The organism is Abyssibacter profundi (assembly GCF_003151135.1).
GTDB classification, from domain to species: Bacteria; Pseudomonadota; Gammaproteobacteria; order Nevskiales; family OUC007; genus Abyssibacter; species Abyssibacter profundi.
This window is the reverse complement of the sequence record NZ_QEQK01000004.1, coordinates 23,764-43,837: the sequence shown is the minus strand read 5'-3', so window position 1 is coordinate 43,837 and position 20,074 is coordinate 23,764. Positions and strand designations below refer to the sequence as shown.

Genomic DNA, 20,074 nt, shown 5'->3' with positions numbered 1-20,074 from the left:
AGGCACCGTCGACGTCGCACGTCGTCGGGCACCAGGCGTCCACGGCGAAGGGGAGCGCAATGGACTTTGCAAATACGGCACCCAATGTCCTGAGCATTGTTTCGGTTGGCATGGCGCTGGCGTTTGTCCTGTCGGATCGGCGCTCGATGAGCAGCCGCATGCTGGCTGCGGCCCTGGTTAGCATCAGCGTATCCATCTTCGCCAACACGAACTGGGTCGAGCCCGTGGATCCGGCCGATCTGCCGCCCTGGTCCGGGCTATGCGCCCTGGCCGATGCACTGGCACTCATATTCAGCGCGCAGTGGCTGCTGTACATCCGCCGAACCATTCCTGCGGGCAATCTCGACACCCGCGCCGGCGACTGGCTGGTTCGCTGGGCCCAGGGATTTGCACTGCTGTATCTGTTGGCGTCCTTGGCGGCCCCCGAGCTCAGAGCCACGGTATTCCTGACCTCGCTGGACCACTGGCCGCCGGCATTTCCGCCCGCGTTCTGGCTGTTCGCCATCCCGGTCATGCTCTCCATGTTCTCGATGGCATTGGTCATCCGGCTCATCATGTTCCGGCGCCCGGAGCCGTCCGAAGCGATCCGGCTGCTAGGCTTTTTTGTCGGATCCCCATTGATTGCGCTCGGCTTGGTCCTACCGCCTGAGCTGGCTGCATATACGACCTCAACCGGCTTGATGAGCCTGCTGGTCGGCGCGGTGCAATATCACGTGCTGGAGGGCCAAAAAGGTGGGTTCATGAAGCGCTTCATGGCCCCGCAGGTTGCCGATCTCGTACGGCGCAAGGGACTGCAGCACACCATGGCGAGCGATACGCTCGACATTTCCGTGGTGGCCTGCGACGTGCGCGGCTTTACCCGATTCGCCGAAGCCATGCCGTCCCGGCAGGTTATCCAGGGCCTGCGCAGCTATTACGATCGCATTGGCACCATTGCCGCCCGGCACGGCGCCACGATTAAAGACTACGCCGGTGACGGCGTGCTCATGCTCCTGGGAGCCCCCGTGGCCAGCGCGGCGCATGCCGATGCCGCCGTCGCACTGGCCTGCGATTTACGGCGGGAGGTCGCCCCGTTGCTGGCCAGTTGGTCCGTCCCCGATCTCCCCCTGGGCATGGGGATTGGTGTTGCCACCGGAGAAGCCACCGTGGGCATTGTCGGCAGCGTCTCACGACTGGAATATGCCGCCGTCGGATCGGTCGTGAACCGCGCCGCCCGGCTCTGCGACGCGGCCGCACCGGGACAGATTTTGTTGGACGCGGCCTGTCGGGCCGCCGTGGCCCAGCCCCCCGCAGACGCGCAATTCGAGGCCGAGCCCCCGATGACGCTCAAGGGTTTTGACGAAACCGTCGCGGCCTACTCCATTGCCCCTGCCAACCCGTAACCATTCGCTCTCAGGGGGCTGAACACGACACAGGCAGGGCATCGGACCGCAACACGGTTTATCTGACCAACGCGCGGTCAAGCACTTTAAGTGGATTCGTCGCGGCAAACGGCGCCTGCACCAGCGGCCATCGGTTGCAGAGGTCGACTCCGGTCGGCCCTGGTTGGATGCCGAGGTCAGCCTGCTGCGCCCCGCGTCCCGGTGGCCCTGGGCCAAACCGCCGCTGCCGCGGTTCAGCAACGTCAGCCACAGGACAACCGCAACTATGGTCAGACCACGGCCGGTCGCAATGCCACACCCTGCGTAACCACCTGGCACCCTACGGCGATCCTGCGCAGCCAAACACCCGCCGAACAGGCGCTGCGCACGGCCCAACTCACCCAGGCGCTGATCAGCGCTCGCCAGCTCAGTGACGCCCCCGCCTAAAGTCCACTGGTGTTCCACACATGAATCCGTCAGTCTGCGCGCCGTGAACCGCCGCCGGACCACCACATGAGCAGCTTTGCACTGCTGTTGGGAGCCCTGCTCCTGGGATACCTGTTTGCCCGCCGCCAGTGGATGCCCGCCCATGCGCCCAGCGTGCTCAATGCCTGGGTCATCCGTATCGCCCTGCCCGCCCTGGTACTGGTCCAGATTCCGCGCATCGACTTTGCACCCGAGCTTGCTTTCGCGGCGCTGGGTCCGTGGATTGTGGCTCTGGGCGCCTGTGTCGTCATTCCGCTCATTGGCCGGCTACTGCGCTGGGACCGGCCGCGCATCGGCGCGGTCTTGCTGACCTGCGGATTGGGCAACACGGCGTTCATGGGACTGCCAATGACCCAGGCGCTGTTCGGCCCCCAGGCGGTCGGCACCGCGGTCATCGCCGACCAGCTGGGTTCCTTCATGGCCCTGTCGACCGTGGGCGTCATCGTGGCAGCGGTGTTTAGCGGCCAATCGGTGCGCGGCGGCGCGATTACCAAGCGAGTCCTGCTGTTTCCGCCATTCGGCGCCCTGGTGCTGGCGCTGCTGGTGGCGCTGACACCGGGCTGGCCAAGCTGGCTGGAAACGGTGCTGGACCGGTTGGGCGAGACCCTCACCCCGGTCGCGCTGTTCACCGTTGGATTTCAAATGCGCTTTGGCGATGCCTGGCGCCTGCGCCAACCCATCCTCGCCGGACTGTCCTGGAAGCTCTTGTTGGCACCGCTTTGCGTGCTGGGCTTCGGGCTGGCGCTGGGGATCGACGGCGAACTCAGAGACGTCACCATCACGCAAACTGCGATGGCGCCGATGATCACTGCCGGCATCATGGCCGCTGACGCGCGATTGGAGCCGCCGCTGGCCACCGCCATGCTCGCTGTGGGCATTACGTTGTCGCTGTTGACGGTGCCGCTGTGGTTTCTGCTGTTGTAACCCCCGCCTGCTGCGAGCCCGAGCGCGTTTCCAGCCATTGCGCCAGCACCGCCCAGACCGCCGATTGCGCCTTGTTGCCCATCACCACACCGGCGTGGCCACCCGGCGCGATGACGAACTCCTTATCGGGTGATTGCACCAGATTCAAAATAGTCTGCGCCGATTGGGGGGTCACAATGGCGTCGGCCTCCCCCGCGAACACCAGCAGCGAGCATTCAATGCGATCAAACTGGGAGACCCGGTCGCCCACCTCGATACGGCCACGCGACAAGTCGTTGTCGACGCCGACCTTGACGATAAAGTCCTGCACGATGCCGCCGGGATAATCCTCCATGTTCTCGAGGAAATGTGACGTCGTCGTATGCGAGACCAGAAACTCACGGTCTGCCAATCTGGCAAACAAATCCCAGTACGCCGTGAGACTGCCAACGGGATTCGTGAGCTTGAACGCCAATGCATTCACCCAGCCGGGCACTTGCAAATACGCTGGGTCGACGTTATGCACCCGAAAACTGGTGTACTTGCGAATCAGGTAGGCAGGTAGCTCCATGGCCCGCGTGATCCGCGCCGCAATCCCGCCCTGGCGATAATCGATGGGACTGGCGATGGTGATCAAATTCTGAATGTCGCGATCATGCGAAAGCCCTGCGTAGATCAGCGCAAAAAGACCGCCCATACACCATCCCAGCAAGGACACCGGGCGGGTGTTGGCATGTGCCCTTACACAGCCCAAGGCATGGCCGAGCATCTCCTCCGCGTAGTGTTTAATGCCGAAGTGGGTATGACGGCGCTCCGGCGACCCCCAGTCGACGAGATACACGCGATACCCGCAGGCGCGCAGGTAGCGCACCAAGCTGCGTTCCGGCATGAGATCGAAGATTAGCGACGTAGCGGCCAACGGAGGCACGATGACAATCGGTACCGCATGCTCGATGGGCGCCACCGGCATCTGCTGGCCGTCAGACAGCGGGATACTCGACTCGGCCAGCGGCGGGTAGTAGCGAACACGCATCGGACCTGATGCGCCGATCTCCTCGAACGGCGTCTGATTGGAACGGATCAGCGCGCCCGGACGGAACATCCGGTCGAATGCGTTGTTGGCCACACGGGCCGCGACACGGTTGGCTTGCAGCGCGCGATCAATCGCGCGATTCATGTGTTTCATGGCAAACGGATCGAACCCAGGGGCGCGGGATTCTACCCGCAGCCCGCCCCGCCCGGGCTAACGCACCCACCAGAGGATCGCGGTCACCACAAGAATGACGGCACCGACGCACCCCGCCCAGATCGCCAGTCGACGCAGCCGCTGACGACGCCGGACCTGCGCGCGTTCGCGCGCATAGACTTGATCGAGCTCTTCGTTGGTCAGAACATCGAGATCCCAGTGCGTGGTGTGCTGCTCCTTGATCTCGTTGCGATGGACCAGGGTGGCGTCATCATCGGCGGCCTGGCTAGCTGCTGACCGCGACCGCTGTTTGGAGTCCGAGGCAGTCATCTCAGGCGGCGCCCTCGATCAACTGGCTGATGACCTGTGCCGCGGCCGTCAGCGCACGATCCACGCCGCGGTCAGCATCGCCGGGCTGCGTCCAATCTCCGGCGATGTAAAGACCGGGGGCCCGGCGAAGTTCGACGGATTCGCCATGCGACGCTGCCTGGGCGTAACGCCAACGTTTGGCATGAAGCTCCTGCAAATCCTCGGCACCCGCCTCGATCAGCGCTTGCTCCACCGCCTCAACCACCTGGGCCTCCGGCCAATCGACGCGCTGCTGCGACCAGGCTTCGCTCGCCTGCAAGCGGAGGCACTGGCGACCGTGGCCGGGAATCTCTGGGCCGCGGTCGATGCCATCCATTGCGGGCATCAGATCACCAATCCGGATTCGTGCACTGCGGGGGACCGAGCCGGTGATCACCCAACGTGGTCGATACCTCAGCACCGCAGCATCCGGCTGCTCCAGACCGGCGCTCGCCAGCAGGTCTGCCGCTTGTGGTCCTGGACAGGCCAGCACGACCGTTTGCGCCTGGCATGAAGGTATGCCGTCTTCGCTGCGCAGCAACCACTGACCATCCGGCAGCGCTCGTAGACCATCAACGCGATGGCGCAGGCGAATCGTCAGCCCGTCGGCGAGCGCGCTGACAAAGGTTCGGGCAGGCGTGGCCAGCATGGCTTCGGCGCCATCTTCGACGCCGCGCACACGGCGGATCGAGGTCCCGGACCACCAGCGATGCGCACTCGGCAAAATGAATCGCTGCACTCCGTGATCAACGAATGCCGCGCCACCCGCGAGTCGACGCGATGCGAAACGGCCGCCGGGATGCCAGCCCTTGTCCAGTAGCAGCACCTGGCGGCCACGGCCCTGCAGCTCCCGCGCAATGGCGAGGCCGGCCATCCCGCCACCCACGATGGCGACATCGGTGTTCAGCCGGGGCTCCGCTGGCGCGTCGTTCGGTTCATCGCTCATGTCATCGATTCCAGAAGCCCACCGCACTCAGCAGAAAACCCGTGATGACAATGCGGCAAGCCCATTTGATGCCCGCCGCCGCTTCATCCAGCGGCACGGCGTCGAAAGCGACCGACCCCATCAGTCCGAGCAACACCAGGAGTGCTGGCACGGACAGCAAGATGCCCAGCACGCCGATCCGATGCATCCAGCGATGCTGCCGCGGTCCGGGCCGGTCCAGGCTCACGATGACAGATTCTCTATCCATGGCGGCCTAGCCTGTTCACGATTGGGGTTAGCGACAAGGTGTGTTCATTCTTCGTGCACTTCATGTACACACCACGAGGTCGGCAAATGCTTCACTGCATCCACTCATTGGGCAACCGATTGAAACGTTGGTTCGAACCCGTTGCTCCATCCTCTCAACCGACCTGCCAGCCGCCGAATAGAGCGCATTGGCGGGACTGCCAATAGGAGATCGCCGTGTTCCGACTATCTGACCTCTTCATTCTTCTCGCGGTCGCCGCATCATTCCTCGTCTCGGGGTTTCTGTGGTTCAACGGCTACCGTGAAGAAGGTTTGTTCACTGCTATGTGGGTGCCTTCCATTCTCTGCTTTGGCATCTACTTCAAAGCCAGCAGCATCATGGGGCGACTCGATGAATGACGACATCTTGTTGGCGATCGGTGCCGCCGCATTCGCCATGACTTTGGTTGGTATCGTGCTGACCGCCGTGGAATTCAAGCAGATTGAAGCGCGGAAGCGCCGCCGCGGGACGCTCGAAGACTAAGCCGCATGCCAGATGCCGCCCCGGTCGAAGCGACCGGGGCGTTTGCTAAGGGATGGGGCCATGACGCGGTGACGCCCGCAGCCCCGACACATCGATTAGCTGGAGACGACCTCAAACTTAAGGCCGGCGTGCGCCTGCAGCCGCTCCACGAAGGCATCGCCCAGTAAGGTGGCCGGCGTCCAGAAGCCGCCCTCGGCGTCCTCCGGCAGGTCCAAGGCCAGACAGGCGCCTGCCTCGCCCAGCATCTTGCCAGTCGATCCATAGCCCGGGTCGCGATCCCCAGTGACCTTGGTGACGAGCAACTCGCCGTCGGGTCCGTGACCCAGAAAACGAAGATCGAAGAACCCGGCTTCCTGCTCTTTCGGCGTTGGCCCCTCGCCCGGCTTCGGCACGACGAATCGTTCCAGCACCCAACGCGAAGGCGGGATCACCGACGCCGCCATGAACCCTGCCAATCCCAACGAGACGGACATGGCCATCAAGCGCCCTTTTGAGCTGATGCCCGTCATCATCGCCTCGTCGTACTGAAATGACTGGCCGTACGGAAAGCCGGCGATGGCATTGGACCGGTGAACCACCCGCGTGTTGATCGCCGCCATCACAAACGGTGCAACCCAGCTGCGGGCATCTTCGTCATACTCCGCAAACGTCACATTTGGCTGGCGTGCGCCGCGCTGGGCATCGGGCGGACACAACAGATGCGGATTTGCCAGCTGCTTGCGCAGACCGGGATCTTGCTTGGCCTCCTTGACCACATTCATCAGGCTGGCGACCGTCCCTCCCGAGAAACCGCCGCGCGCCGCCTTGACGCGCATCTTGACCCGCTCCACGGGTGCGCCGAAGCGATTGCGGGCCTCCTGCTGAAAAAACTGCAGCCCCAGATCGGACGGCACGGAGTCAAAGCCACAGCAATGCACAATGCGGGCACCACTGCGCTTGGCAGCAGCCTCGTTGGCGTCGATCATTCGCCGAATCCACTGCACCTCGCCGGTCAAGTCGCAATAGTCGGTCCCCGACTCGGCGCAGATCCGAACCAGCTCGGATCCGTAAAGCGCATAGGGGCCAACCGTCGAGATCACCACACGCGTCTGCTGGCAAAGCGTGGTCAGCGCGGTCTCATCATCGGCATTGGCGAGCAGGAGGGGAATATCACCGGCGCCTGCGCCCAAGTCCTGACGAACCCGTTCCAGTTTTCCTCGTGAACGCCCGGCCATGGCCCAGCGGATTTCACCACCCGATGCACCGTGCCGCGCGAACAGATGGCGACAGAGAATCTGACCGACGAAGCTGGTGGCTCCGAATACGACAATGTCGAAAGACTCGCTCATGCAAGCATGCCTGCTAAAAATGGGTTGAGGAGTATCGCGCACCCGCCCGTCTGACGCACACCGCTGTCCGCTCTGGACTCCAGCCAACTGTCGTGTCTTGGAGACAGCCCGAAAAACGCTGTCAGTCAAGGCTTTGCCGCCTATTCCCCCCGACTAGGCCCATCCGGCTGTGTCTCATATGCGACAGGAGCGACCCGATAAGTCACTGTTTTTAATTAATATTTTTCTGGCACGGCGCATGCGACACAGGGGGCAATCTCTCGATCTGCGATAGGAGTTTCAAGGATGAAAGCCCAACTCTCTCTACTTGTGAGCGCATTGATGGCTAGCAGCACCGCACTGGCTGCCAGCGGAACGTCCGGCACCAGCGCAGAAACGGAAATGGACCCAGGCCATGGCCCAGACAGCCGCGCTGCTGCCAGCACGGCCAACCGCGGGCAGTTCCGCTACGACGGTGGCCAGCAGGCTGCCCGGGCCAGCATGCGCGGCCGCCTCTCGGTCTCCAAGGATCAGGTGGTCAGCGCCCCTGACAAATCCTTCGCGAAGCTTGATCGCGACGGTGACGGCATGATCTCCGCCGGTGAGTCCACGTCCAGCCGGCCGGTCCTGACGCAGTTCGATCGCGCAGATCAAAACGGGGACCGCATGCTCTCAGCGACTGAATTCGATGCACTGGTCGCTTCGTTCGAAGAGGAAATGGCGGAGTAAGCCGCCTGCAACTCGCTCGCTGCAGGTACTCGCAGCGACTCATCAAGGCTTGAACGACAAGGACTGTCTGCATGGCAATTGATCTGCCACCCGTCGTACCCACTGAACTCATCACCGCTGAACCTGCTGCTGAGGTTGGGCAGGCGCTCGCGTTGTCGGACGGTGATCGGTTCTTCCAGATCTATGGCAACACGCTGCTCGATCAGACGACGCTAAGCCGCGCGCTGGAGCCCGCGGAATCCACCGAAGATGCGCTGCAAGCGCTGGCTCAAACCTACCGCGACCAGGGGTACTTCCTGGTCAGCGTTCGGGCGCTGGAGACCAGCCGGGGTACGAACCTCTATGTACAGGAACGCCGCATCACCGAGCTGGACGTCCCGGACCCACTGCATCCCTACTTTGCCCCGTTTGAGGACGAAGTCGGGCTCAAGGCACATCGCTTCCGCCGTGCTGCCGTGCTTGCGCAAACCCACGCACGCCAAGCCGGATACGAGCCCTTCGCCCTCTATCCGCAAAAAGAGGGTCAACCCGAGCACGTCACACTGGATATCAAGGTGGACGACAGCCTTCACGAGCCCTACAAACTCAGCGTTGGGTTGTCGAATTATGGCAACCGGTTCGTCGGCGAGTACTTCGCCATGGCGGACGTCAGTTATGCCGATGTCGATGGCAACCGATACCGTGCCAGCGTCGACGCGGCTTTCGAGGGCGCCGGCACCTCGGAGGATGATGGCGACCTGATTAAGGGTGGTCTGGGGTATGACCGCATTTCGCCGCTGGGCCAGATCGCGCTGGATGCAAGCTACGCCGACTACGACTACGTCGTGGATACCGGCCGTGAGTTCCGCCCGGTTTTTCCCGACCTGGGCGCGCAGCAGCGGCAGTATGAGGGCTCGACGCTAGAGCTTTCCGCCGAAGCCACGCAACTACTGTACGTCGGCGAGGGCACCCGATGGATTGTTGCTGAATCCATCCGCTACGCCGACGACGAAGTCATGGACCGGACCGCGCAAGCCATGGTGTTGGACGAGCAATACACGGTTGCCGGACTCCGCGGCACAGTGGCGCATGACTTCAGTTGGCAGGAACGTCAGGTGTCCATGGGCCTGACCGCCGAAGGCCTGCATGCCCTCTCGGCCGAGACGCAAGACACCGGCGCCGGCCGCGCAGACGCCGACGACGGCTTCACGCTAGCACTGGTCCAGGGCAGCCTGGGCGTGGACCTCAGCGAGCAGCTATCCGCCACGCTGATGGCCGAGCACCAATGGGCCTTTGACCCCCTCCCACAGAATGAGGAATGGGTCCTGGGCGGCCCGAATCGAATTGCCGCCTATCTGCCGGGCGCCCTGGAGGGCGACGAAGGTCTTTATAGCCGCTTCGAGATCGCCTACGAGCAGATTCCCCTTACTCTGGCCAAGCTGGATGCCAAGTTGTTCTACGAGTACGGAACGGCTCAATTCGAGCAGCGGATCGACACGCCGCGTCAGACCATAGCCGATGCCGGCATCAGCCTGACGACCCGCTTGCTCGACGGACAACTCGCGCTCACCTCAGCCCACCCCACCCAGCGGGACACGGCTGATCGGCAAGCACTGGAGCAAATTCGTCAGACCCTGTTTTTCGAAGCCCAGCTGAGCTTCTAACCCGACACATTCCCCTACGACCGATTCACACGCAAGGAGGCCAACCATGTTGAGACTCGCCATCGCGTTTTTCGTAATCGCCATCATCGCCGCCATTTTCGGCTTTGGTGGAGTTGCGGCCGCGGCCACCGACATCGCGAAGATTCTGTTCTTTATCTTCCTGGTGTTGTTCGTGCTGGCCCTGCTCGCAGGCGCGGTTCGCGGACGACCGCCCGTCTAGACACCGGTCGCCTGGGTGTCGATCGGACGCTCAGGCCGCCCCACTTCCTCAACGACCTATCGATTCAAAGGAGTGAACCATGAAGACCCGCACAGCATTTCTCGCATTCCTCGCCGCCCTGATGATTAGCGCCTTCTCGGCCTGCGACAGCAACGACGGCCCGGCCGAAGAATTCGGCGAGCAGGTGGACGAGACCACGGAAGAAGTGGAAGAGGAATACGAGCAGACCAAGGAAGACCTGGAAGACTCGGCCGAAGACGACGACTAGCCGAGTCGGGCCCGACCCATGGGCCATTCGGTATCCGTACGGGGCGGCCAGTGGTCGCCCCGCTTTGTTTGGGCCGGGCTTTGTCGCCTCAGGCCCCGCGCGCGCCCTCACCCTGCGACGATCGGTTCTGCACGTCGCGCCAGCGGATGGCACCCGCATCGACCAGGCGATCACGGCCGGACTGCTTCGCCTGGTAGAGCGCCTCGTCGGCGCACTTGACCAATCTTCCCAGCAGTTGCCCGGGATCGATGACCTCGCCGCCAGAGGGTTCGGGTTGGAAGGAAACCACGCCTGCGGACAGTGTCACCACCCCGGTTTCGCTATCCGGATTGACGATTTCGGCGGCCCGGACAGCGTCAAGAAGCGTTTGGATCTGATCCACAGCCTCGTCATGTCCGGAGTCTGCCTGCAGAATCAGAAACTCCTCGCCACCCCAACGCGCCACTAGATCCCCGGCCCGCTCGAAATGCGCTGACATCCGTTTTGCGATACCCGCAAGCGCGCGATCTCCAGCGGGATGGCCCAAGGCGTCGTTCAAGGCTTTGAAATGATCCACATCCAACATCGCAAATGTCACCGGCTCCAGCCGTCGCTGTGACCGACGCAAGGCCTTCTCCAGCATTGTTTCGGCGTAACCGCGTTCCAGCAATCCGGTCATTTCGTCGAACAAGGCCGTGTGCATGGCGCCAAACCAGATCGACAACAGTTGGGTGGCGTCACGTGCGCAGCGCAAGGCGTCTGCAGAGAGCACGGCCGCACCGAACTGAGCCATGCAAAGCGCTCCAACCGTCTGGTCATCTGTGCGGATGCGCCACGCGGAGAAACCGCGAACATCCCCTGCGCGTCGTGTCGCCCGTAATCGATTCAGCGCCGCATCCACCTTCACGTTTGGGCTGATGACCTGCGCCTGACCGGAGCGAAGAAACCAGAGTGCCAGCTCTTCGCAGTCACTTCGATCCGCAGGCGTCATTGAACACTGTGGGGCAATCTGCCTGATCTGCGGTAACGCGGAACTGGCCGGCTGAAACCAGCAGACATCCACAGCACCCGCCTGACGTGCAATGCGCAGCGTCAGCTTAACCCCCTCCATTAACTCCCCGGATTCGGGCAGGGTGCGGAACTCGGACATCACCGTAGACTGACTCATGAGTGCAAGCATGCCTGAGGTCAGGCATCGCGTCGCGCTTGCAAAGCTCAGGAACTCGGGGCGAGCGGCTGAACTCAGGAATCCAGCACGCCAAACCAGGCCGCTTCGCCACTTTGGCCGCAACCTAATCGGTCGGCACCCTCGCAGCAGCTAGCGCTGTCTGCGGTAGACGCCCTGTGCTGCTGGACATAAAAAAGCCACCCGTAGGTGGCTGTTTTATTGGTTATTTGGTCGGGGTGAGAGGATTTGAACCTCCGACCACCTGCACCCCATGCAGGTGCGCTACCAGGCTGCGCTACACCCCGAAGGAGGCGGGATCATACCGGGATTATCCGACTGACTCCACCGTTAGACGTTGATTGTTGTGGACCGCCTGATTTTTGCGGGCACAGACCCCTGCGGCGCGCATGCAGCGCCGCCCTGAGTCACCGGATTACAACTGCCGGATGATCGCTTCCAGCTCCAGACGAATCTCTTCCAGCGCTTTTCGGGCAGGCGACTTCGGCGCATCGCCCGCAACGTTCTCCTGCAGCTGCTGGCGGGCACCCCCGATGGTGAACCCCTTGTCGTAGAGCAAATGTCGAATCTGGCGCACCAGTTCGACATCCCGGCGCTGGTAATAGCGGCGGTTGCCGCGCCGCTTGACTGGACGCAGCTGGGTAAACTCCTGCTCCCAGTACCGCAGCACATGCGGTTTGACGGCGCAAAGCTCGCTGACTTCGCCGATGGAGAAATACCGTTTTGCAGGAATTTCTGGCAGTTCCAGCGTGGGAACCGGAATGCGTTCAGGCGCGGTTGCGGGCACTTTCGTCGACTCGGCTGCGTAGTTTTTGACCAGGACGGAACGTCACGACGCGACGGGCTGAGATCGGAATCTCCTCCCCCGTTTTCGGGTTGCGCCCGGGTCGCTCCCGCTTGTTACGCAGCTCGAAGTTCCCGAACCCGGATAGCTTGACTGGATCACCTGTCTCCAGTGCGCTTCGGACTTCCTCGAAGAACAACTCGACGAATTCCTTGGCTTCCCGCTTATTGAGTCCTAGCTCCTCGAACAGCGTCTCCGCAAGGTCTGCCTTGGTCAACGCCACGCCTATTCCCTGAAACCAACCCCCAACTCAGTGGACAGCGCTGATCGCACACCGGCGACTGCATCATCCACCTCCCGATCAATTAGCGTGCGTGTTTTATCTTGGAAAATCAAGCTCAAAGCGACGCTTTTGGAGGAATCAGGTAAGCCAGCACCACGGTAGACGTCGAACACGCCCGTTTGTCGAAGATTCTCACCCCCCGCCGAGCGACAGACACGCAACAAATCTCCAACCGGCATCGCTTCGTCACAGACCACTGCCAGATCACGACGTACCGCCGGCTGATCCGCCACCGGCTCGTAGGCTGGCGCGTGCCCCTGCAAGAGGACCCCGAGTTCGATCTCGAACACGATGGGCGCAGGCCCCAGATCCAGCTGACGCGCCACCGCTGGATGCAACCGCCCCAACCAGCCAACGGGACGCCCGTCGACCATCAGGCGCGCGGATTGGCCGGGGTGCAACGCCTGATGGGGTTGCGCTTCGCAGTCCAGCGCGCGCCCGGCCTGCTGCACCAGCACATCCAGGTCACCTTTGATGTCGTAAAAATCAACTGGGGTCTGATCCGCATCCCAATGCTCGGGATGGCGCCGACCACTCGCCAATCCAGCCAGCATCTGGGGCTGGCGAACGTCCTGGCCATCAGGATGGAACTGCAGGCCCAGCTCGTACACACGCAATCGATCGGCTCCGCGAGCACGGTTGTGCTTCAGCACGCCCACCAGGCCACTCCAAAGCGTTGTACGCATGACGGACATCTGTTCGGCGATGGGATTGTCCACCGCCACCGTCGGCAGCCCCCCAGACAATGCGGCATCGACCGCAGCATCCACAAAGCTATAGGTGATGACCTCGTGATAGCCCCGCCCGCAGAGCACATCATGAACACGTGCCCTGTCGACCGCGTCCTCCGCCACCGCACCAAACCGCATTTCCACCGTTCGGGCGCCACCAGGCAAGTGGTCGTATCCGATCACGCGGGCGACTTCTTCGACCAGGTCTTCCTCGATGCGCAGGTCATAACGGTGGCTGGGCGGCGTGACCTGCAACTGGTCACCGCCATCCTGACGGACCGAACAGCCCAGGCGGACGAGAATACTGCGGACCTTGTCCTCTTCGATGGCGCCTCCCAGCAGGGCAGCCAACCGCGATAGCCGCAGAGTGACGGGTGCTTGTTCAGGCGCTTGACCCACCTGCCGCACCGGACCCGGTTGCCCACCGCAAATCGCCAGCACCAGCTGGGTGGCCCGTTCCAGCGCGGCGGCCTGTAGCGCGGGATCGACGCCACGCTCGTAACGGTACAGGGCATCGGAAACCAGCTTGAACCGGCGACCAACGCCGGCAACGGCATCAGGCGCAAAGCAGGCCGACTCCAGATAAACATCCCGAGTGGCCGGAGTCACCGCGGAGCCCGCGCCGCCCATGGCTCCGGCCAAACCGACCGGACCCTGGTCGTCCGCAATCACCAGACAGGCCGGATCGAGTTCAACCGTCTGGTCGTTCAGCAGTGTCAGCGACTCGCCTTTCGCCGCCCTGCGGGCCACCAAGTTGCCCTGGAGCTGCGCATCGTCATACGCATGCATGGGCTGGCCCAATTCCAGCAACACATAATTGGTGATGTCGACCAGGGCGTGTTTCGGTCGCAACCCCGCCCGACGAAGGCGTTCCTGCATCCAGGTCGGCGTGGGCCGGGCCGCATCCACGTTCTGAATCAGTCGGCCGCAGAACACCGGACAATCCTCAGGATCAACCGCCGCCACATCGCGCCCCTGCTCGTGCGTCGCCGCGATGGGCGCGCAGTCCACCGGCATCCAGTCGCTCTCGTAGAGCACCGCCGCATCCCGCGCGACACCCCGCACGCTGGCGCAGTCGCCCCGGTTGGGAGTTAACTCGATCTCGATGATCTGGTCATCGGCACCAATCGCGGCCCGAAAATCCTGGCCGGGCTGATAGTCACCGTGCAGCTCCATCAGGCCACTCGCCGCCTCGCCCAGACCCAGCTCACGTGCGGAACACAGCATGCCCGCAGAGGCGACACCACGCAGCTTGGCCTGCTTGATCTTGACCCCACCCGGCAGCTCCGCGCCCACGGTGGCCAGTGGCACCAGCATGCCGGCCCGAACATTGGGCGCGCCGCAAACAATCTGAACCGTCGCATCGCCGGAATCGACCTGGCAGACGCGCAGTCGGTCTGCATCCGGGTGTAGCTCCACGGCGTCAACACGGGCGACCACAACCCCTGAGAAGGCCGGAGCAACCGGCTCCACGGAATCCACCTCAAGACCGGCCAGGGTCAAGCGCTCAGCCAGCGCAGCCGGGGCATCCGTCACCGACACCCACTCGGCAAGCCATTGTGTACTTACTTTCATCGCCAGTCCGCCCTACTGAAACTGCGCGAGAAAGCGCAGATCGTTCTCGAAGAAAAGACGCAGATCATCGACGCCGTATCGCAGCATGGCCATGCGTTCCATCCCCATGCCGAAGGCGTAGCCCGTATAGATTTCCGGATCGATGCCCACAGCACGCAGCACGTTGGGGTGCACCATGCCGCAACCCAAAATCTCCATCCAACCCTCACGGCCGTTGAGGTCCTGGTAGTGGATATCCACCTCGCAGGACGGCTCGGTAAAGGGGAAATACGACGGACGGAACCGCGTTTTGACGTCCCGTTCAAAGAACGCGGAGAGGAACGCCTGCAAATCAGCGCGTAAATCGGCAAAGCTCACACCGCGCGCGACATAAAGCCCTTCCAGCTGATGGAACATCGGGCTGTGGGTGCGATCCGAATCGCATCGATACACCCGTCCCGGGGCGATGATGCGAAGTGGCGGTTCACGCTCTTCCATCATCCGGATCTGTACCGAAGAGGTATGCGTGCGCAGCACACGACTGCCCTGACCCGCATAAAACGTATCGTGCATGGCACGCGCGGGATGATTCGGCGGAAAGTTCAGCGCCTCGAAGTTATGGTAGTCGTCCTCGATTTCCGGCCCTTCGACCACTTCGAAGCCAATGGTCCCGAACAAGGCCGAGATGCGATCAATCACCCGACGGATGGGATGGGCGCCGCCGTAACCGTCTCCGCGGCCTGGCAGACTCACGTCGATCGCCTCGTCCGCCAGCTTGGCGTCGATGGCGGCCCGCTCCAGCACCGCACGACGCGTGTTGATCTGTTCGATCAGGGCCTGCTTGGCGGCGTTGACCTCGGCACCAAATTGGCGGCGCTGGTCTGGCTCCATGCCACCCAGGGTCTTGAGCAAGCCCGTGATCCGCCCCTTCTTCCCCAGCATCTCGACCCGCACGTCATCCAGGGCAGAGAGGTCCGAGGCGGCCTCGATGCGCGAAGCAGCATCTTCATGTAACTGTTTCAGATCTTCCGACATCTTATTGATCCGGCTATCTTTTTTGAATAATGCACCGTTGCTGCCACGGTCGGCGCAACGACATTGGCCACAAAAAAAGGGGAAGGCCACAGCCTTCCCCTTCTTCTCAAGCGGTTACACCACCTTCGCCGGGATGGCGAGGGGCGTTAGTTAGAGGCTGGCCTTGGCTTGCTCGGCAAGCTGGCCAAACGCCGCAGCGTCATGCACCGCCAGATCAGCCAGTACCTTGCGATCCAACTCGACGCCGGCTTCCTTCAGGCCGTGGATGAAACGGCTGTAGGACAGGCCGTTCTCCTTGGCGGCGGCGCCAATACGCTGGATCCACAGCGCGCGAAACTCGCGCTTGCGAACCTTGCGATCACGGTAAGCGTACTGACCGGCCTTGGTAACGGCCTGGTTGGCAACGCGGAAGCTGCGACTCCGGGCACCGTAATAGCCCTTCGCAGCCTTAAGAACCTTCTTGTGTCGTGCCTTGGCGGTTACGCCGCGCTTGACTCGTGGCATGACGATTTCCTCGTGGTCATCGGCCTATGGTCAGGCCGAAACAAACATTAAACGTAGGGCAGCATCCGCTCTACGGCTTTGGTGTCGCAGCTAGCGACCTGCGTCACCTTGCGCAGCTGGCGGCAACGCTTGGCGTTCTTCTTGGTCAGGATGTGGCGGTGATGGGACTGCATCCGCTTGAAACCACCACTGCCGGTGCGCTTGAAACGCTTGGCAGCGCCCCGGTTGGTCTTCATCTTCGGCATGACAACTCTCTGTCGATTCTTAGTTCTTACGCGGCGCCATCACCATGATCAGCTGCCGTCCTTCCATCTTCGGTCGCTGCTCGACGCTGGCCATTTCTTCCAGCTCCTCTCGAACGCGATCGAGCAGGCGCATTCCGATTTCCTGGTGCGCCATCTCGCGCCCGCGGAACCGCAACGTCACCTTGATCTTGTCACCGTCTTCCAGAAACCGTTTGAGGTTTCGAAGCTTCGTCTTGTAGTCGCCCTCGTCAGTTCCAGGCCGGAACTTCACTTCCTTGACCTGAATCTGCTTCTGCTTCTTCCGGGAGTTCTGCTGAGACTTCTGCTTCTCGAAGATATGTTTGCCGTAATCCATGATGCGGCAAACGGGTGGATCGGCCTGCGGCGCCACCTCGACGAGATCCAAGCCCGCATCCGCGGCCTTGCTCAGTGCATCCTCGATGCCGACGATGCCAACCTGCTCACCGTCTGCGTCCACCAACCGAACCTTGGGCACAGTGATCTGATCATTGCGCCTGTCCTGTCTTTCCCGGGCGATACCTTCGTCCTCCGAACAAAACCAGTTTCCAACGCCTTTCCCGGCGTATCTCTATCCGGAAAACGGCAAACCCGCGCCAACGTCAATCGGCGCATGAGGGGCGCGGATTGTATGCGACCAATGAGCCGGCCTCAACAGCGAGCCAACGCAAAACCTTCTGTTCACGCACACTGCCGCGCTGACCGCTGCAAAACCGGCCCATATCAAACCAATCGAACTGTCCTAATTGACTGTTTCAATTAGTTATTTCCCGTTTTGTTCAGCAGCCCCGGATCTCGTCCGAGGAATCCGTCACCGAAGCCGCTGATCGCCGAACGTGTCGGCTGGTTCGCGCAGAGTGCGCCCAAACTGCGCAGAGCGCGCGATCAACGCCGACTAATCAGCACCAGAATCCGTCGCAAATAGCTGCCCGTCCGGGTCTGCGAAGCCCTTGAATTCCAGCGCATTGCCGGCCGGATCTCGCAGAAAACAGGTGGCCTGTTCACCCGCAGTCCCCAGGAAGCGTCGGTGCGGCTCAACCACAAACTCCACCCCGGCGGCACGCAATCCTGCGACCAACGTCTCCCACTGCGGCAACGACAGGACGACACCAAAATGTGGAACAGGTACGCCATGCCCGTCCACGGCGTTGCTCCCGGCATCGGTTACGGACGACTCGACTTCATGAATCACCAGTTGATGGCCAAAGAAATCGAAGTCGATCCAGTGGCGGTCACGCCGGCCCTGCGGGCAGCCGAGGACTTCACCGTAGAACCGCTCGCAGGCGGCCAAGTCCGTCACCGGGATGGCCAGGTGAAACGCTGCGCCGGACATGGGCGTCACCAGCGCATCTCAACGCCAACACGCGCCGCCAGCGGTCGGCCTGGCCGGGCGCCAAAGGGCCGCCGCGAGACGACGTAGACTTCGTCCAACAGATTGTCGACCCGGGCGGTGATATCGACTCGGGGTGTCACTTGGTATCGGCCGGCGACATCCAGGACGGTGTAGGCATCACTACCGGAATCGTCCGGAATCTCGCCGCGACCCGCCTGATCACGCATGGCCGACACGTAGGTCACCGAGGCATCTGCCTGCCATCGATTGGCGCGCAGTCCCAGTAACAGGTTGGCGCGGTGCTCCGGCACATACGGCAGTTCGAAGCCCGCTTCGACGGCACCGAATTGTGGATTGCTGGAATCGAAAGATTCATCGAACTCGCCATTCGTCCATGTATGGCTGGCCTCTAGCTGTAGCGTCAAACCCGCCGTGAGCAGCTGCATGCGACTAACCGTGGTTTCCAGGCCGGCGACGCTGACTGAGCCGGCATTGGTTTGTTCACCAAGCTGGGCGTCATCGCAGCCAGATGAAAACGTACAGATGCCCGTCAGATTGCTGTAATCGCTCAGAAACGCCACTAGTTCGATAGCCACCGGGCTGCCCTGCCACCGGAACCCTGCCTCGGCATTCCACGCATCCTCCGGTTCGGCATCCGACAACCCGGGTGAAGCCGGCGAGTAACCGCGGTGGACCCCACCGATCCAGGTCAGCGACCGCGTCTGGGCGAAGCTGACACCGATGCCAGGCAGCAGGGTGACGTTGCGATTCCGGTTCTTGGCACCCGCGCGACGATCGACGAACTCGGTTTGCACGGCCTCCATGCGCAGACCCGGCACGATGGTCCAACGACCTACCACCATCTCATCCTGCACCCACAAGGCCAGTGCATTGGCGCGCCCGGTGTTGTTGGCGGTGATGCTTCGGGGCGCGTTGTTGCGCTCTAGCTGACCATCAACCATCTCGTAGGCCAGCTCATCATGTAGCCGCCGAATCCGGTCGCTATGCAGGCGCAGCCCAAGCCGTAGGCTGTGATCCAGTCGTCCGCCAAGATGACGGACATATCGGGCCTGAAGACCGGATGATCGAAACGATCGGTCATTGGTCCCGATCAGCAGGTCATCGTCCCCCGCCCCAGGCGTGGTATCCGCTTCACCGGTCAGCCCCTGATAAAAGAGCTGGTTACGCGGGGTGTCCGGGTTCGCCAGCACATCCCGGATGTCGGCACCCCTAAAGTTGTTGAACTTGGTCCAGGCACGGTCGAACCGGTGGTCATAGGCGGTGACGTGCAGGTCACCACCCCAGAGCGGATGTTCGATATCCGCCCGCAGGCCGTGCCAGTCCCAGGTCATCTCGTCCAGGGCGCTGCCGCGATAACGCCGCGTGGGGTCGGACCGGAAGTCCTCTTCTGTCAGGCCCAGGTAGGTTTCATCCGAGGTCTCCGTCGCCGCCCCTACCCGCAGCACCAGCCGCCCCTGCCCCAGTTCTCGGCCGTACTTCAACAAGCCCTCGGCTTTGTCGAATCCGGTATCGCCGCCGCCATCAAGGGTCTTGAACCCATCGCTGCCCAGGTAGACCAGCTCAGCTTGCAGGGCATGGTCTCCAAGCGGCGTGGCCGCGCGCGCATGCAGGCTGCGGTCTGCATCGCTGCCTCCCGTCAGCGCCAACAAGCCGGCACGGCGATCGGGCAGCGGTGCGGACAGCAGGTTGATCGCGCCACCGATGGTCTGGGGGCCGTACTGGATGGCCGCAGGCCCCTTGAAGACCTCGACACCGGTCATGCGCTGGCTGAGCGGGAAGTAGTAAGCCGCAGGCGCCGCGTACGGCGCGGGCCCGAACAACACGCCATCCTCCATCAGCGTGACCTTCTGGCTACGATCAGAATTGCCGCCGCGAATTCCGATGTTAGGACGCAGCCCATAGCCGTCCTCACCCCGCACATACACGCCGGGCACAACATTGAGAATGCGGTGGATATCTGCGTAATCAAAGGCTTCCAGCGTCTGCTCGTCCACCAGATGCGCTGATCCGGTCGCGCGCTGCAGGGCTTCCGCGGTACCGAAAATGGTCATTTGCTGCAGCTCCACGGAGGTTTCGGTGTCCGTGTCCGACGTCTCCGGTGCCTGGGCCCAGGCACCAGCTGGCAGCAAAACGGCGGCGATGAGCAGCCGACGGGCAATCAAATTCATGCAGTCT

The 20,074-nt window shown here is 62.5% G+C and carries 24 protein-coding genes and 1 tRNA gene; 9 read left to right on the top strand and 16 right to left on the bottom strand.

The features are described from left to right. Positions 1-59: 59 nt before the first annotated feature. From DEH80_RS04815 to DEH80_RS04805, 3 genes are all read left to right on the top strand, one after another. Positions 60-1,382, top strand: coding sequence for an adenylate/guanylate cyclase domain-containing protein (locus tag DEH80_RS04815; RefSeq protein WP_109719353.1), 1,323 nt, complete (start codon positions 60-62; stop codon positions 1,380-1,382). A 201-nt stretch (positions 1,383-1,583) separates the two neighbouring features. Continuing rightward, positions 1,584-1,808 carry a uracil-DNA glycosylase family protein gene (locus tag DEH80_RS04810; RefSeq protein WP_109719352.1) on the top strand — a complete coding sequence of 75 codons (225 nt, stop codon included), beginning with the start codon at positions 1,584-1,586 and terminating at the stop codon, positions 1,806-1,808. A gap of 66 nt (positions 1,809-1,874) precedes the next feature. Further along, complete coding sequence (locus tag DEH80_RS04805; protein WP_109719351.1) at positions 1,875-2,771, top strand: AEC family transporter; 897 nt, start codon at positions 1,875-1,877, stop codon at positions 2,769-2,771. Here DEH80_RS04805 and DEH80_RS04800 read toward each other — a convergent pair. The 4 genes from DEH80_RS04800 to DEH80_RS04785 all read right to left on the bottom strand — a co-directional run bounded on the left by DEH80_RS04800 (position 2,725) and on the right by DEH80_RS04785 (position 5,477). Next, complete coding sequence (locus tag DEH80_RS04800) at positions 2,725-3,927, bottom strand: alpha/beta fold hydrolase (RefSeq protein WP_207774475.1); 1,203 nt, start codon at positions 3,925-3,927, stop codon at positions 2,725-2,727. The genes DEH80_RS04805 and DEH80_RS04800 overlap by 47 nt on opposite strands. A gap of 66 nt (positions 3,928-3,993) precedes the next feature. Continuing rightward, positions 3,994-4,266, bottom strand: coding sequence for a hypothetical protein (locus tag DEH80_RS04795; protein WP_109719349.1), 273 nt, complete (start codon positions 4,264-4,266; stop codon positions 3,994-3,996). Position 4,267: 1 nt separating this feature from the next. Then, entirely contained in the window at positions 4,268-5,230 is a 963-nt protein-coding gene (locus DEH80_RS04790; RefSeq protein WP_109719348.1) for an FAD-dependent oxidoreductase, read from the bottom strand. Position 5,231: 1 nt separating this feature from the next. Continuing rightward, entirely contained in the window at positions 5,232-5,477 is a 246-nt protein-coding gene (locus tag DEH80_RS04785) for a hypothetical protein (RefSeq protein WP_109719347.1), read from the bottom strand. Between the two features lie 215 nt (positions 5,478-5,692). On the opposite strand from DEH80_RS04785, the gene DEH80_RS04780 reads away from it, so the two are divergent. Continuing rightward, positions 5,693-5,875 carry a hypothetical protein gene (locus tag DEH80_RS04780; RefSeq protein ID WP_109719346.1) on the top strand — a complete coding sequence of 61 codons (183 nt, stop codon included), beginning with the start codon at positions 5,693-5,695 and terminating at the stop codon, positions 5,873-5,875. After that, on the top strand, positions 5,868-5,999 hold the full coding sequence (locus DEH80_RS17680) for a hypothetical protein (RefSeq protein ID WP_279323113.1): 132 nt from the start codon (positions 5,868-5,870) through the stop codon (positions 5,997-5,999). Before DEH80_RS04780 ends, DEH80_RS17680 begins: the two co-directional genes overlap by 8 nt. A gap of 95 nt (positions 6,000-6,094) precedes the next feature. Here the strand turns inward: DEH80_RS17680 and DEH80_RS04775 are convergent, their stop codons facing one another. Then, the gene (locus tag DEH80_RS04775) at positions 6,095-7,327 is read right to left on the bottom strand and encodes a saccharopine dehydrogenase family protein (RefSeq protein ID WP_109719345.1); all 1,233 of its coding nucleotides are present in this window, start codon (positions 7,325-7,327) and stop codon (positions 6,095-6,097) included. A 285-nt stretch (positions 7,328-7,612) separates the two neighbouring features. Here DEH80_RS04775 and DEH80_RS04770 point away from each other — a divergent pair, with 285 nt between their 5' ends. From DEH80_RS04770 to DEH80_RS04755, 4 genes are all read left to right on the top strand, one after another. After that, positions 7,613-8,035, top strand: coding sequence for an EF-hand domain-containing protein (locus DEH80_RS04770; RefSeq protein WP_133249117.1), 423 nt, complete (start codon positions 7,613-7,615; stop codon positions 8,033-8,035). A gap of 71 nt (positions 8,036-8,106) precedes the next feature. Then, entirely contained in the window at positions 8,107-9,678 is a 1,572-nt protein-coding gene (locus DEH80_RS04765; protein WP_109719343.1) for a ShlB/FhaC/HecB family hemolysin secretion/activation protein, read from the top strand. 46 nt (positions 9,679-9,724) lie between these two features. Next, positions 9,725-9,898 carry a DUF1328 domain-containing protein gene (locus DEH80_RS04760; protein WP_109719342.1) on the top strand — a complete coding sequence of 58 codons (174 nt, stop codon included), beginning with the start codon at positions 9,725-9,727 and terminating at the stop codon, positions 9,896-9,898. Between the two features lie 79 nt (positions 9,899-9,977). Beyond that, positions 9,978-10,166 (top strand): hypothetical protein, encoded by a 189-nt coding sequence (locus DEH80_RS04755; protein WP_109719341.1) that lies wholly within the window; start codon positions 9,978-9,980, stop codon positions 10,164-10,166. 88 nt (positions 10,167-10,254) lie between these two features. Here the strand turns inward: DEH80_RS04755 and DEH80_RS04750 are convergent, their stop codons facing one another. From DEH80_RS04750 to DEH80_RS04700, 11 genes are all read right to left on the bottom strand, one after another. Then, positions 10,255-11,313 carry a GGDEF domain-containing protein gene (locus DEH80_RS04750; protein ID WP_165831294.1) on the bottom strand — a complete coding sequence of 353 codons (1,059 nt, stop codon included), beginning with the start codon at positions 11,311-11,313 and terminating at the stop codon, positions 10,255-10,257. A gap of 228 nt (positions 11,314-11,541) precedes the next feature. Further along, positions 11,542-11,618 (bottom strand) — tRNA-Pro (locus DEH80_RS04745). 128 nt (positions 11,619-11,746) lie between these two features. After that, a complete protein-coding gene (locus tag DEH80_RS04740) occupies positions 11,747-12,118 on the bottom strand; it encodes a MerR family transcriptional regulator (protein WP_330408657.1) in 372 nt (123 codons plus the stop codon). Next, entirely contained in the window at positions 12,099-12,398 is a 300-nt protein-coding gene (locus DEH80_RS04735) for an integration host factor subunit alpha (RefSeq protein ID WP_109719339.1), read from the bottom strand. Before DEH80_RS04735 ends, DEH80_RS04740 begins: the two co-directional genes overlap by 20 nt. Positions 12,399-12,400: 2 nt before the next feature. Beyond that, a complete protein-coding gene (gene pheT, locus DEH80_RS04730) occupies positions 12,401-14,764 on the bottom strand; it encodes a phenylalanine--tRNA ligase subunit beta (protein ID WP_109719338.1) in 2,364 nt (787 codons plus the stop codon). 12 nt (positions 14,765-14,776) lie between these two features. Then, positions 14,777-15,778, bottom strand: coding sequence for a phenylalanine--tRNA ligase subunit alpha (gene pheS, locus DEH80_RS04725; protein ID WP_109719337.1), 1,002 nt, complete (start codon positions 15,776-15,778; stop codon positions 14,777-14,779). A 150-nt stretch (positions 15,779-15,928) separates the two neighbouring features. Further along, a complete protein-coding gene (gene rplT / locus DEH80_RS04720) occupies positions 15,929-16,282 on the bottom strand; it encodes a 50S ribosomal protein L20 (RefSeq protein ID WP_109719336.1) in 354 nt (117 codons plus the stop codon). A 47-nt stretch (positions 16,283-16,329) separates the two neighbouring features. Next, on the bottom strand, positions 16,330-16,527 hold the full coding sequence (rpmI, locus tag DEH80_RS04715; protein ID WP_109719335.1) for a 50S ribosomal protein L35: 198 nt from the start codon (positions 16,525-16,527) through the stop codon (positions 16,330-16,332). A gap of 19 nt (positions 16,528-16,546) precedes the next feature. Further along, a complete protein-coding gene (infC, locus tag DEH80_RS04710; protein WP_109719334.1) occupies positions 16,547-17,065 on the bottom strand; it encodes a translation initiation factor IF-3 in 519 nt (172 codons plus the stop codon). Between the two features lie 375 nt (positions 17,066-17,440). Further along, on the bottom strand, positions 17,441-17,878 hold the full coding sequence (locus tag DEH80_RS04705) for a VOC family protein (protein ID WP_109719333.1): 438 nt from the start codon (positions 17,876-17,878) through the stop codon (positions 17,441-17,443). Between the two features lie 5 nt (positions 17,879-17,883). Continuing rightward, the gene (locus tag DEH80_RS04700; protein ID WP_165831293.1) at positions 17,884-20,067 is read right to left on the bottom strand and encodes a TonB-dependent receptor family protein; all 2,184 of its coding nucleotides are present in this window, start codon (positions 20,065-20,067) and stop codon (positions 17,884-17,886) included. Between the last annotated feature and the right edge of the window lie 7 nt (positions 20,068-20,074).